This is a genomic window from Nitrosomonas sp. Nm132 (assembly GCF_900100485.1).
Classification (GTDB): domain Bacteria; phylum Pseudomonadota; class Gammaproteobacteria; order Burkholderiales; family Nitrosomonadaceae; genus Nitrosomonas.
Map to the genome: position 1 here is coordinate 146,011 of NZ_FNDH01000003.1, position 13,907 is coordinate 159,917.

Below are 13,907 nucleotides of genomic sequence, written 5' to 3' on the forward strand. Positions count from 1 at the left end.
GATGCGCGCCACACGCTTGAATAAACCGCCCTCCAACCGTAATGATTGGAAAACAATCCGCTCGCTCTTGCCTTATTTATGGGAATTCAAAGGTAGAGTCATTGCTGCCTTAATGTTACTGCTCTTGGCTAAACTTGCCAATGTCAGTGTGCCCTTAGTGCTCAAAGAAATTATTGATACGCTTGATCAGCCGAAAGCTCTGGCGGTATTGCCGGTATTTCTTTTGATCGCTTATGGTGTGTTACGGTTCTGCAGCACTGTATTTGGTGAGCTGCGCGACGCAGTATTTGCCAAAGTCACACAACGCGCAATCCGGCGCGTGGCCATCCAGGTTTTTGGTCATTTGCACTCATTATCACTACGATTTCATCTGGCAAGACAAACTGGCGGAGTATCACGGGATATCGAGCGCGGTTCGCGTGGGATATCATTCTTACTGAACTTCATGCTGTTCAATATTCTGCCAACCCTGCTGGAAATCGGATTGGTCATGCTGATTCTGATTAGCCGATACGATATCTGGTTTTTTGTCATTACCTTGATCACGCTGCTTGCCTATATTGCCCTGACGCTCATCGTCACTGAGTGGCGCATGATTTTCCGCCGCACCATGAACGACATGGACTCAAAGGCCAATACGCGCGCGATAGACAGTTTATTAAATTATGAAACAGTTAAATATTTTGGTAACGAAGCATGGGAAACACGGCGATATGATGAACATCTGCAACAGTGGGAAAAAGCGGCCGTTCGCAATCAAACCTCCCTGGCTACGCTTAACATTGGCCAAAGCGCCATCATTGCTATCGGCGTCACCTTGCTGATGCTACTGGCAGCAGACAAGGTCGTCACAGGAGAAATGTCATTGGGCGATCTAGTACTGGTTAACGCTTTCCTGTTACAACTCTATATGCCTTTACATTTCCTGGGCTTTGTTTATCGTGAAATCAAACATTCATTGGCAGACATGGAAAAATTGTTTAGTTTACTCGATGAAAATCAGGAAATAAGAGATCAATCAGCTGCCATTAAACTCATGGCAGATAGTGCTACCGTTACATTCGAAAATGTAAACTTTAACTACGAAACTAATCGCCAAATCTTGTTTAGCGTCAGTTTCAGTATTCCTGCTGGAAACACCATTGCAGTGGTGGGACATAGCGGTTCAGGAAAATCGACGCTAGCACGCTTACTTTTCCGCTTTTACGATGTCACTGACGGCAAGATACTCATCAATGATCATGATATCCGCGAGGTAACGCAAGAAAGCCTCAGAGCGTTGATTGGTATTGTGCCTCAGGATACCGTATTGTTTAACGAAAGCATCTATTACAACATTGCCTATGGGCGGCCTAATGCTACGCATGAAGAGATCCTTGCCGCGGCCAAGTCAGCGCATATTCATGACTTTATTGAAAGCCTGCCTGACAAATACCAAGCACAGGTGGGAGAGCGAGGCCTTAAACTCTCTGGTGGCGAGAAACAGCGTATCGCCATTGCACGTGCAATTCTTAAAAAACCAACAATCCTTATTTTTGACGAAGCTACATCTGCTCTAGACTCAAAAACAGAGAAAAATATACAAAGAGAATTGAAACAATTAGCCAAGGATCGTACTACGCTTGTCATTGCGCATCGTCTTTCCACCATCATCGATGCTGATCAGATCTTAGTAATGGACAAAGGCCGCATCGTAGAACAAGGAAACCACCAACAACTTCTTGCTCTAAATGGTATTTATGCGCATATGTGGGAGCTTCAACAACAGGAAGAACAGACTCAAACTGTCATTGATTTTCAGTAAGATGTGATTCCAGAAATCACAGCGATCACTTGATTGAAAAGCTAAACAAATGATGAGTTGCCACGGGACACATTATGCAATACCCCGTGGGCGAATACAATGTTACTTCATATCGATATCGCAGGAGGAGGTCGGTATCAAGGTATCAAGGTATCAACAATCACCTTAGCCTTGCTGCATCTAGATCCCCGCACGCCCCCCCTGCTCGTTCAATTACGATTCCCAGAAATCTAATACTAGGGAACTTGCAAAGCTAACCTTGCCAACCATGCCTCTGAAGCTACTTGATTGATATTAAGTATGCTATTAGGGAAAAAACCAAATAATAAGATCAATAAAGCTGGTGCACATAATAAAACTAATTCGCGCGGCCGCAGATCTTGTACCTGGTTTACCGTGGTATGAATAATTGGACCAAAGAATGCATTGCGAGTAAAAGAAAGCATATAAGCAGCCCCAAGAATCGCACCGGCCAACGCTGCTGTCCCAAAAAAACCATGGGAAGTCAAAGCACCCACGATCAACAGCAATTCTGCTGGAAAGCCACTGGTTCCAGGTACGCCAAAACTTGCCAGGGCAAATAAAAAATAAAAACAAGTTAATTTTGGCATCACCTTGGCCACTCCGCCCAGATGAATCGTATCAGTGCTACCCAGTCGATGCTGGATAAACCCGGCAATCAGCATCAGCGAACTTGCAACCAATGTAAAATTAAGCAACTGGAAGATTGCCCCCTGAACTCCTTGCATATTCAGGGAAGCAATCCCCACGACCACTAGGCCAACATGGCTGACGCTCGCATAAGCCAGCAAGCGACGCAAGTTTGTCTGTTGTAACGCAATCAGTGCGCCATAAATAAGTGTAGCTGCACCAAAGACGCTCAATATCCAGCTAAATTCAACGGCAGCCGCAGGCGCTAGTGGCATAGCGAAGCGGAGGATACCATAAACACCTAGTTTTAACCCTGTCAGGATCGCTACGATATGAGTCGGACCTTCCATCGCAGCGGTAGGCAACCAGGTATGAAGTGGAACAAGCGGCGCCTTGAAAGCAAAACCAAATAACAATAACAGGAAAACAAGTGTCTGTTTATCAGCCGGGAGCGTTGTCTGTAGCAATACCGGCAAACTAAAAGTCAAATCTTGGGGAATACTTCCTCCCATTTGCGTCGCATGATCCACCGCCAGGATGATAATAGCAAGCAATAATGGTCCGCCTCCAGCTATCATAAACAAGGTATATTTTATTGCTGCACCGCGTCGTTGGGAACCAATCCCCCATAAACCGATTAAAAAGAATAGTGGAGGTAAGGTTAGCTCCCAGAATAAAAAGAACAGCATCATATCCAGCGCACTAAATACCCCTACCGTTACTCCCTGGAGCGCCAGCAAAAGGGAAAAATGGAAGCGTGGATTGTGATTGATTGAATTCCACGAAGCAAGAATTGCAATCATTGTCAGCAATGCTGACAATGGCAGAAATAACACCGAAATACCATCGACACCAACCAGGTACTCAACATTCAAGAAGGGTATCCAGTCAAATTTTTCAACTAGCTGGAAATCGCCTATAGAAGAATCGAATAATTGGACTACAAAAAGCGTTAATAGTAATTCCAGGCCAGCGAATGTTAATGCTGATACTTTGGCAGCGGCCGCAGTGCGCGACATTCCAGTTACGATCGCGCCCAGTAACGGCAAAAGAATAATGAAACTTAACAGTGGAAAATTAACTTCACTCATGCTTATTATCCTTGTTATGGTTTGGGACTATCATTAACTCTGCGTGTTTATTGTTATATTTGACAGGATGTAGCTTACTTATAGCGCTAACATTCTGGTCGATCATCTGCAACCAAGGTGTCGTATAAAAACCAATGCCAACAAGCAATGAGCAAACTACAACTGCAATGACTCTTTCATTTCCGGGAGAAGGACCGGCTGAACCAGGGAGAGCAGAATAAGTATAAGGTGGCTGCAATCGTTTAGGTGTAGCGATAAAAATCTGCTGAAAGGCGCGCAGCAACAGCGCCGCGGTGAGCACATTACCAATCAGTATCGCAATTGAGAGAATCCAGCCATGATTCTTGATCGTGCCATCTATCAATAAATGGACACCATCAAAACCTGGAGTACCAGGCATCCCCATAGTGCTTAGCGCGCTAATAACGAATAAGAATGCTAAAGCCGCACTCGTTTCAAACATTCCCCCAAGTCGTGGAATATAGGCGGTATGTGTTCTCTTGTAAATCATACCAATACTGAGTGCGATGCCTGCTGCTGCCAGGCCGAAACCTGTAGAAAGCAAAATACTCGATTCCAATCCATAAAGATTAAAATCGAAAACACCTATAATCAACATTCCCGTATGACCTATAACCGAGAAAGCAAGCAAGCGGCGTATATTGATTTGCATTAGCGCCAGTACTACCCCATAAAAGATGCCAATCAGCCCAAGCATTAATACGAACCAGCTCCACTGCTGGGCCACATCCGGAAGAATGGGTAAAATGAAACGGATAACTGCATAAATACCCAATTTCAAACCCACTATAAAAATTGTCGCGCTGGCCACAGATCCATGTTCTGCTAAAACTGGCAGCCACCCATGAAATGGAAATAATGGCATGCGAATGGCAAAACCAAAAAACAAAAGGAAGAAAATCAAAGTGCTGTATTCCAGGACATTTTTATTTTCAATTAATGCCAGCCATTCAAAAGTTAATGTGTCTCCTGATCCCATTACACCGAAGGCAAGCAGCATGAACCCCATAAAAGTCATGAGTAAACCACTTCCCCAATGCTGGAGTAGCAACCCTACAACCCAGCGTCTTTTTTGCCCTGATCCGGCGCGTATCGTTATCAACACGATGGGAATCAGCTCCAGAAGGCACCAAAACCAGAATTGCATGGCGTTCATTGCCACAAATGCCCCTATCAGAATACCCTCATAACCTAGTATGCAGGCAACCTGAATTTTGTCTCTGGACCGTCGCGTAGTTAATAAATAAACGAGCGCTAAAAAAGACAAAATAGCGGTAAGTAGCACAAATAAAATATTGGCGCCATCAAGACCTACACTATAGGTAAAATTAATATTCTCCACATGTTCGAATAATTGAATACCCTTGTGACCTGAATCAAAAATAGAAACCATATAGACGCTAAGCAATGCAGTGGCTACTGCACTAGCTAAACCAAGGCGCAATGCAATCACTGAAGATGGTGAAAGCAATACAGCGATCACCGTGGCAAGTGGAACTATCGTCAGTGTCGTCAACAACGGAAATGTCGTTACTTCTGACCAAAAAATAATGTTTGCGGTATTCATCATTCCCTCATCGTGTAGCAGCAATCAGCAAAACAACGAATACAAACAAGACTAGATAACGCGGCTTCAACATCAACTCCTCAAAAGTATTTGCGGCTTGCCCTAACTTACGACCTAAATCAACGATGTTTATACCTATAGCCTGTATTACCAAGCGCTCTTCAAACCATCCAAAGATATTACCTATCCATTCCATCAACTTTCCAGCTACTCCATTGCCACGCCCAAACTGATTATGGCCATGATCGTGGCGCTCAGCTGCCCTTACTTTCTGCTCCAACTGGGTCAGCGTTGATATTGAACGAGAAAACACGACTGGATCGCCCATAGCACGATCAACAACATAGCTATCAAGATAATCAAGATCTTGCCCGATTCCCCGTATGGGTCTTGCAAGGACTCGATCGGCTATCGGGTCCAGCCAGAAACGTTGAATTGACGCAATATATAACCAGTATGAATTTTTTAGATTATGGCTAACTGGTTTGATTGGGTTTCCGATGACATTGTGCATGAATGATGGTGCAGTTAATACCTGATAACAACGTACGATGGCATGAGCACAAAGATGCCACGCTGCCAAGTCCCATAACCCTAGACCACATTCCAGAAACATCAAACCCAACTGTCCAGAGATGGCGAAACTCAATGAACTTTTGACATCAGTCTGGGTTAACCCAACAATAAAGCTATAAACCGCAGTGACAAACCCCGCAACCGCTAGCAAAACCATGATAAAAGGGGCCCGCTCGAAAAGGGGCTGCAGCATAATGACCAAAAACACACCGGCATGTATCATCACCGAGCCATAGAAAATAGCGCTTGAGGGGGTGGGTCCTTCCATTGCCCGTGCGAGCCATGGTGAGAACGGTAATTGTGCCGATTTAACAAATGCAGCGATCGCAAAACACAACGCAATCACAGTCACCGTAGGCATTGTTAAGTGTTCAATCATGATATTCAATTCTCCCCAATTGATTGTTCCGGCATAGAAATAGCTCAAACCTATTCCTAAAACAAAACCGGCATCACCAATACGGTTAGTGATGTAAACACGCGTCGCATTCACAGTTGGAATCTGTCGATCATAAGCATAACCAATCAACAGATAAGAACATAACCCAGCGATTTCCCACCCTACAAAGGTTCCGACTGCGCTTCCTGCTGAGACCAATAACAACATCGCTGCTGAGAACAAGCTCAGAATAAAAAAGTAGCGATGAAATCCTGTTTCCCGATGCATATAGTTGACTGAGAAACGTGTCACAATGAACAACAGCATTGCAAACAGCGCCATTATGACGCTATTAAAACCAGTAGTAATAAAGACTGCTTGAATTCTTAAGTTATCGCTATCCAACCATTGCCCTATCGTGTAGGTAGCTGCATTCTTACCAAATAAATCTGCTCCTAGTAATATCAAGGCGAGAATCGATGACAAAGTGATCGCTCCAGTTGCAACATTGGATGTCATCGCTTCGCTGGCCTCGCCCTCGATCTGACCTAGTAAATTACCTATACCAATAAAGAATGCTGCCAACAAAGGAAACAAAGGAACTAGGACAATCAAAAACTCCATTGTTCTATACCTCCTGAAATTCGGGTTGTTTAATCAATGCAGGTGGAACGGGTAAAGAGTGATCTCTATAGCATGCCGGTGATTTTTCAAAGACAGGTAACCGCACGCCATCACGCGGGTGCCATTGAACAAACCCTTTTCCACTCTCAAAAAAGAATATTTCCCCTGTATCAGGATCTTTTGTAGCCACCAATATCCAGCCACCACCCACCAACTCACGGATGGCTTCCTGGCGACCATAGATCTGCTCAACAATCTCTTTCTTAGCCTCAATCAAATTGAGCAAACGCATTGGCTCATGAATCTCAATCATTTGCCTTGGCAAGCCCGTGCGCAAATCACTGCTCGTTCCTTCCATCACGGCAAAAGCACCTACTACATTATGGGGAACCTTGGTACTGCACCCAAAACGCTCATTGTCGACAGTAGAAAAATAATATTCAAGATTAATCCCTGCTCCCACCGGACCCACTGCCAGTAAAATCCCCTCCAGAATTTTTCCTTCAGGGTCTTGGGTCGGATCATAAGAAACAAGGAATACACGGCGGTCAAAAAAAGCACCTTGCGTGACTGAACGCCGTCCAATAACTGCTGAGGCATTAGTTGCATGACCTAGCTCAGGGCGCGCTTGTGAAAAGTCCCGGGCGCGCTCTTCTATATGGGCCAGCGCCTGCTCTAAGGTTGGATTGCGTGGGGCAGAGGCAAGCCTACGGCAGCGCTCATGAGCGGACATATGCCTTGCGTGCCATAAATCCTGCTGCAATTTTTCTAAGGCAGTTAACCGCTCTGCTGGTACATCTTCAAGGTCATACCAGATGATTTCTTCATTGCAGGTATTATGCTCAGTACCGATAAACCACGTATCTTGTGGAATATCAATACCCCGTTCAGCAACCAATCTACGAATTTCAGGACGATTTGCCATTGCGGCGAATAGTCGTGCATTGGGTCCGCCATGCCTGCCACTACACGCACCGCAGTCATAAGCTGCAAGATGCGGGTTATTCTGACTGATAGAACCATGTCCCACCAAGATGACAAGCTCTGCAAATCCATAAGTTAAACCACTATTGCGCAGAAAAGCAGCTACCCGATCAGCCTGTTCGTTATCGGTAAAACCTAGCTTAGGCTTTGCCGGCGTTGCAGTTGTTACAGTATCGGTGGAGGTATGCTCCAATTTCGTTTTAACATCAGGTAAAGTAGCTTTTTTTATTCTTGTGATTAAATCGTATTGAGTTTTTGGGGAAACTGTTTTCATCAATAAACCAGCTAACATAACTGGTGCAATTGCATCAATAACGAGCTTCGATTGTAAAAGGTTACGACGCAGTCCCTGATGTAACCAGCCGGTTATCCAATTAGCTAATTTTCGACCTCGATTATGATTTACCAGCGCCTGCTCGTTGTCTGGCCTAGGTATCTCCTGTACTTCATGAGCAGGTGTTATCACTACTGGGCACAATGGCGTCACCTTAGTATCGCCCATTCCTTTATAGTTCATTGGAACACCAAAAAAACCAGCTGCTCCCAATGTTTCTATTGCAGGATTGTATTCCTCCAAATGGCGACGGAAGCTTTCTTCTCGTTCATCAATACAAAATATGAGCTGCGAAGCTGGGCGTGTATTACGCTTTGCCCAGCGCCCACGCTCATGATTAACATGAACCGCATGAAAAAAATCTTCACGATAATGACGCTCATAGGCATAAAGCCAGACTTTGCAACGCTCAGTGGCATCAAATTCATCAAGAAGCGACAGCATACCAAGCAGGTTATCCTTCTGCATGCTTTGTATCTGCTTAGCATTCAATCCCAAGTGCTGACATAAACGAAACAGGCGCCAGCCACTATCAAAAGCCTTATGATCAACATCGCTTTTTGACATTGGACTGTACTGCCAAGTCCACATCAAATCAGCAAGCTGCTGCCACTCCGTTTGCTCGTGACGCTCAGATACAACACGTGACAGAAGTGTCTTAACCTGATGCGTTAAATACTCAGGAAGTTCACCCAAGTAAAATAGCCTGCGCACCATGAATTCAGATAGATTCTTATTGAAATAATATTTTATGGATCCTAATTTTGCTTCTATGCTCCAGGTATCACTGCAAGCCTGTTTTAGCCAAAGCCTATCCAAAGTTAGTCTAATAGCTAGATAATCAATCAATTTTGGTGCTGCATCATTTGGCGTTTGATAATTCGGATGATGCTGCCGCCAGTTAATAAGGCCAGACCAGCCAGGTAGTTCAAGAGTAAGACAACGCAAATACCCTTCCCATTTGTTCTGAGGAATTTCTAAATAAGATAGCTGCTGAATGATGCAATCGATAGCATCCTCTGGCATAGCAGCTATGATCTGCTGCCAGTCAGGCAATTCATGCAGGAAAGGATTGAGATCGTACATAGATGCAGCTCTCCATGCACCATACAAACCCAATTTACTGCGCTCAGGTAATTGCCAAGCAGCCATTCCTTCATCTAAAGCAGAAGCACATATTCGTATCAGTTGAGATCGGACAGAATACAGTATATCGATACCGCTCAGCGCCATGACGAAACCTCGCAAAGTGATACTCTCGCCAATTTGTGACAGCATTTCATTAAGCTTGGCAGTAGCTTCCAGTCTCACTTTTTGATGTATTGATGTTTCATTGCCTCCCATATGGCCATAAGAAATTTTTTCAAGCCAGCTCTTTGCCTGCTCTACCGATAAATCAAGCATATTCTCTGGATGTAAATCAATTTGTTCCAACCCTAATTGACTTAAAATGCTCTCCCATAGCTGCTTGACAACCAGTCCTTGATCTTTCTCTGATCCAATTAAACGTCGGCGGGTTAGTTCAGCCACGTCCGACTGCACAACATTTAAAGCACCCATCTCTTCTATTTGCCAATTTAATTGATTGACAGTAATGGCCCGCAAATCATGTAATAAGGCAATTCGGTAGATATCCTTCCGACAGACTGTTAAGTCATCTGATTGATAAACAATCTCTTCAGCGCGCAATTTTGGATCAAGCGCAAGTACTGCAGATATATCCTGATCGTTTATACGCCCTTGCCAATAGAAATTCCGGCTTTGCTCTTCAGGAAGATACCCTTTAATACCTGTCGCTTTCTCTGACTCAGCAAGTGCCTCTTCAAATGGCAAGTGCTGATAGCCATGCAATGTATTGTGATGAACAAAATCAAGAATTGGAGCCTGCCCAGGAAGGACGTGATCCAGATGATTGAGAATTACAGTAATTTGTTCGCGCTTATCATTAAATTCAGGTTTTGCTTGCATGAGTAGTCCTATTTAATACGCTGGCTGATAATATCGTTCATCAAATTCATGGTGGATGCTGACAGATCTATCAGCGGTGATGGCCACAGGCCAAATAACACAATTCCTATTACAAGTACGCTAGACGCCAGTAACTCGGGCATCCTCAAATCTTCTATCTCACGCATATGAGATTTGACGGGGCCAGTAAACAGCATACCAATAGTGCGCATAGCGTAAGCCGAGCTAATAATAATGCTCAGACCTAGAAAGATCATTAAATTACCCCATTGCTGAAACCCCCCTACGTAAGTATGCAGCTCTGCAATAAAACCCACTGATCCTGGCAAACTCATTGCAGCAAAGAAAGTTATCGTCATGAATAAAGCAAAACGTGGCATGACCTGGACCAATGAGCTGTAATCCATAATGTTGCGAGTATGGGTTCGCTCATAAAGTAATCCCACTAGCAGAAACATTGCTCCAGCTACCAATCCATGAGCAGTCATCTGCATAACTGCGCCAGTCAATCCAGCTTCATCCAACGTTGCAATACCTAACAGAACAACTCCCATATGGCTGACTGATGAATAGGCCACCATTGCTTTCAGGTCAGTTTGTCGCCATGCTAATAATCCGCCATAAATCATCCCGATTAATGCTAGCGCAACGAGTATTACTTGTAGAGCCTCCGTAGCCTCCGGCAGCATGACTATAACTCTGATGAGCCCATAAGCCCCCATTTTCAGCAAGATGCCAGACATTAAAATACTGATAGGGCTTGGCGCTTCAACATGGGCAAGTGGCAACCAACCATGAAGAGGAAAGATGGGCATTTTCACCCCGAAGCCAATCAGAAAACCGATCATCACCAAGATCTGTTCATTTCTGGGCATACTTTGAGCAGCCACACTCATGGAAGACATGAGTGTGCCCCCGTGCTCCGGCATATATTGACTTATTGCAAGCAGACTAATAAGCATAAAAATTGAGCCACCCATCGTATAAAGCACAAAATTTAGGCTAGCCATATGCCGGCGAACACCGCCCCATCGACCAATAAGCAGAAACAATGGCGCCAAGGTCAATTCCCAGAAAATATAATAGAGAGACCAATCCTGAGCCATGAAAACGCCAAGCATGCCTAGCTCCAGCATCAGGATACTTATGTAATAGCTCTTGACGTTAGATGTGATACTAAGAGAAGCAAGCAAAGCCACGCTCGTCAACAATGTTGCCATCACCACCATCGGTAATGACAAACCATCAATACCTAATGCAAATGAGGTTCCAAGTTTTGGATTCAGCATGAATTGCTCGGCTAGCTGTAATGCTCCATCGTCTTGATTATAGATAACGATTAGCCAACAACTCAGGAAGAATGCAAGTGCGGCAAACAAATTTGCTATAGAGCGGAGCTGGTTAGTTTTGTGACGAGATATCAATGCCAACACAACCATTCCGACAGCGGGCGTGAAAAGTAATATGCTAAGTATTCCCATCCTGATAACTCTGTTTTAAATAATTTGATTTAGTAAAAATTACTAGTAACTACCTGATAGTTAATTGAGCTGTCGTTTTTTCGCTAACCAGCTAGCAAAGACAAATGAAGAGCATGGAGAATTCATTCTGGAGGTTGATTACCTTTTTTCCGAATCATCCAACATGAATGAAGTGTTCAAATCTAGGGTTGAGCTGCCCCCTGTAACAAGGAAGACTACATTCCATTTTTAGGCAACATGAGTATTTATTTCTGCGTTATTATCCTGATCACTCTATATCAAACCCACCACAGAAAAAAATTGACTGATATCTCAAAATATCACCATCAGCTTCCTGTTTAATTTGTAACAAATCACTCACTAGCAGTTAATGCATGTGCATAACTATATAAACTAACAATATCCTTTCGCTTTTCTTAGTATCTTTCTGACAGCTTCACTTCGATCAACAGCAATCATTACTTTCTAAACACCAATCCTCTTCTTTCAGATCATAACAATCTCATGAACGACTTAAACAATAATCCTGGTAAGACTGATAGTAATTCGTTAGAGAATCCGTAAACAAATAAACGGAACAACTATAGAACGCTGCTGACACAGCTACAGTTATTCACTCACTTGCTCAAAGCTCGCAAAACGCAGAGACAACATAAAACTTCCGCGACTAACCACTGACATGATCATTATCAGCAGTCAAATCGTTATTACTAAGGAAAGCCTCAAATAAAATATAAATTATTGAATTACAATCAATAGGTTATATAAATATTAAATAACTAACAATGTAATAATCTAGCGCGATGTCATCAGTATCATTTTTGTACTTCTGAATATAAAAATAATTTGTTTTATATTTTTATAAAAATAATTTAGCACAATGTTTGTGAATTATTAGTGAAGATATTGTAAAAATTATGTGAATTTAGTGAATAATTTGTGAAAAAAAAGTAATAATAATGTGAATTTCGTGAAAATTTTGTGAAAATTTGATATAAAATTTTCCATATAATTATAATTAAATTATTATTTTGAAATTTGAATATGTCGTTGCTACTTCTATTATTCTTTATTTATATTTATCCCATACATGGACGCCCACTTTTTTCCAAGCTTTCATTCAATGATTCTGAGAAAGTAAAGATTGCTGCCATACATCCGGACTCTCGGTATGAGACGAATTGCCTCTGTCCCTGATGGAATTCGCTGAGCAGCTCCTTATCACTTCAGCGTGCTTGATGCACTGTGCGATTTTCAGGTTTAGCCACTCACGGTCTGGCCAGTCTCGCCATCATGTCATGATTGCCTGTGCAATCGGTGGTAGCCTTTCTCCTTAAACTCGTTTTTATCGCAACATTACCAATACGCTTCTATTCAACCATCACGATCAGTGAGCTGCGGTAGTCGCTGCAGTAGTATGATCGGAGTGAAATGTCGCTTTTTTGGTGAGCAATGCCCAGATGATGCGAGCGTTCTTATTTGCCAGAGCAACAGCAGTAACGTTCTTATTGCGCCGTGTTATCAGCTTGCGCAGCCAGCTTTCTGGCTCGGCCTTCTTCTCGGCAAAACGGATGACTGCTCGTGCTCCGTGGATCAGCAGGGTGCGAAGATACGTATCGCCGCGTTTGTTGATACCGAGCAATAACTGCTTGCCACCGCTTGAATGCTGTTTGGGCACCAATCCTAGGGTCTGTTGACGTTTTGAGGTAAGTATTTCATAAATCGAAGTAAACTCGTAATATTGAGAGATTTTTACACCCCCCCACAAAACGAGTTTGCGATGCCCCGACTGATGCTCACTGATAAATTCTGGCCGAAGCTGGAGAAGATTCTGCTTCAAGAAGCGATTTATAACAAGCGCAATCTGCGCATGACGGTGGAGGGTGTGCTATACCGAATGCGGGTTGGTTGTCCGTGGCGGGACTTACCCGAGGTTTTTGGATGCTGGAATTCCATCTATAAGAGATTCAATGCTTGGTCATCCACTAACAAGTGGAGCAGAGTTTTCAAGGCGCTGATTATTGATCCGGATTGGGAGTGGGAATTTATTGATGGCAGCTACGTTAAAGCGCATCAGCATCAGACCACCTGATCCCGACGATTTTAAGATGACCCCAATTTAAAGATCAGACGAAGTCCAGATCGAGGAAAGAAGGTTTCAGTAGCATTGAGCTCCTCGCAAAGCTTAGCGATGACCTCATCAGTATGTGCGCGTGCGCTGTGGTGCAAACGGATGGTTAGAAGCTGTCTGGCAAAACATTAGACGCATTTTGCAAGTGTTATTTTCATCATGGCGATTCGAATCATATTTTCGGCAGTGCCTGGCAGGATCTCGAAGTCCTTTGATAAACGGCGAAAGTTACCCAGCCAGGAGAACGTGCGTTCGACTACCCACCGCTTCGGTAAAACAGCCCATTTACCTTCGAT

The 13,907-nt window shown here is 43.6% G+C and carries 8 protein-coding genes and 2 pseudogenes; 3 read left to right on the plus strand and 7 right to left on the minus strand.

Annotated elements, in window-relative coordinates; genetic code table 11:
- Position 1 precedes the first annotated feature (1 nt).
- On the plus strand, positions 2-1,804 hold the full coding sequence (locus BLP80_RS02370; RefSeq protein ID WP_090539767.1) for an ABCB family ABC transporter ATP-binding protein/permease: 1,803 nt from the start codon (positions 2-4) through the stop codon (positions 1,802-1,804).
- Between the two features lie 99 nt (positions 1,805-1,903).
- Positions 1,904-2,038, plus strand: coding sequence for a hypothetical protein (locus tag BLP80_RS16075; RefSeq protein ID WP_256324920.1), 135 nt, complete (start codon positions 1,904-1,906; stop codon positions 2,036-2,038).
- Positions 2,039-2,040: 2 nt separating this feature from the next.
- Here BLP80_RS16075 and BLP80_RS02375 read toward each other — a convergent pair whose 3' ends face one another.
- The 6 genes and pseudogenes from BLP80_RS02375 to BLP80_RS02400 form a co-directional block, all read right to left on the minus strand.
- Positions 2,041-3,546 (minus strand): complex I subunit 4 family protein, encoded by a 1,506-nt coding sequence (locus BLP80_RS02375; protein WP_090539769.1) that lies wholly within the window; start codon positions 3,544-3,546, stop codon positions 2,041-2,043.
- Complete coding sequence (locus BLP80_RS02380) at positions 3,539-5,134, minus strand: complex I subunit 4 family protein (RefSeq protein WP_090539771.1); 1,596 nt, start codon at positions 5,132-5,134, stop codon at positions 3,539-3,541. Before BLP80_RS02380 ends, BLP80_RS02375 begins: the two co-directional genes overlap by 8 nt.
- Before the next feature lie 7 nt (positions 5,135-5,141).
- Positions 5,142-6,713, minus strand: coding sequence for a proton-conducting transporter transmembrane domain-containing protein (locus BLP80_RS02385; RefSeq protein ID WP_090539773.1), 1,572 nt, complete (start codon positions 6,711-6,713; stop codon positions 5,142-5,144).
- Between the two features lie 4 nt (positions 6,714-6,717).
- The gene (locus BLP80_RS02390; RefSeq protein ID WP_090539775.1) at positions 6,718-9,999 is read right to left on the minus strand and encodes a DUF2309 domain-containing protein; all 3,282 of its coding nucleotides are present in this window, start codon (positions 9,997-9,999) and stop codon (positions 6,718-6,720) included.
- 8 nt (positions 10,000-10,007) lie between these two features.
- Positions 10,008-11,480 (minus strand): complex I subunit 4 family protein, encoded by a 1,473-nt coding sequence (locus BLP80_RS02395; protein ID WP_090539776.1) that lies wholly within the window; start codon positions 11,478-11,480, stop codon positions 10,008-10,010.
- Between the two features lie 1,387 nt (positions 11,481-12,867).
- A pseudogene (locus BLP80_RS02400) lies at positions 12,868-13,167 on the minus strand (transposase); the annotation flags it as partial.
- Positions 13,168-13,260: 93 nt separating this feature from the next.
- On the opposite strand from BLP80_RS02400, the pseudogene BLP80_RS02405 reads away from it, so the two are divergent.
- Positions 13,261-13,560 (plus strand): annotated as a pseudogene (locus tag BLP80_RS02405) (transposase); the annotation flags it as partial.
- 179 nt (positions 13,561-13,739) lie between these two features.
- On the opposite strand, the gene BLP80_RS02410 reads toward BLP80_RS02405, so the two are convergent.
- Positions 13,740-13,907: transposase (locus BLP80_RS02410; RefSeq protein WP_143002210.1), on the minus strand; the 168-nt coding region annotated here is incomplete at its 5' end.

What these genes read in the sequence shown, in the direction of transcription:
- BLP80_RS02370 (WP_090539767.1), top strand. Translation starts at nt 2, where the DNA reads ATGCGCGCCACACGCTTGAATAAACCGCCCTCCAACCGTAATGATTGG.
- BLP80_RS02375 (WP_090539769.1), bottom strand. Translation starts at nt 3,546, where the DNA reads ATGAGTGAAGTTAATTTTCCACTGTTAAGTTTCATTATTCTTTTGCCG.
- BLP80_RS02395 (WP_090539776.1), bottom strand. Translation starts at nt 11,480, where the DNA reads ATGGGAATACTTAGCATATTACTTTTCACGCCCGCTGTCGGAATGGTT.
- BLP80_RS02390 (WP_090539775.1), bottom strand. Translation starts at nt 9,999, where the DNA reads ATGCAAGCAAAACCTGAATTTAATGATAAGCGCGAACAAATTACTGTA.
- BLP80_RS16075 (WP_256324920.1), top strand. Translation starts at nt 1,904, where the DNA reads ATGTTACTTCATATCGATATCGCAGGAGGAGGTCGGTATCAAGGTATC.
- BLP80_RS02385 (WP_090539773.1), bottom strand. Translation starts at nt 6,713, where the DNA reads ATGGAGTTTTTGATTGTCCTAGTTCCTTTGTTTCCTTTGTTGGCAGCA.
- BLP80_RS02380 (WP_090539771.1), bottom strand. Translation starts at nt 5,134, where the DNA reads ATGAATACCGCAAACATTATTTTTTGGTCAGAAGTAACGACATTTCCG.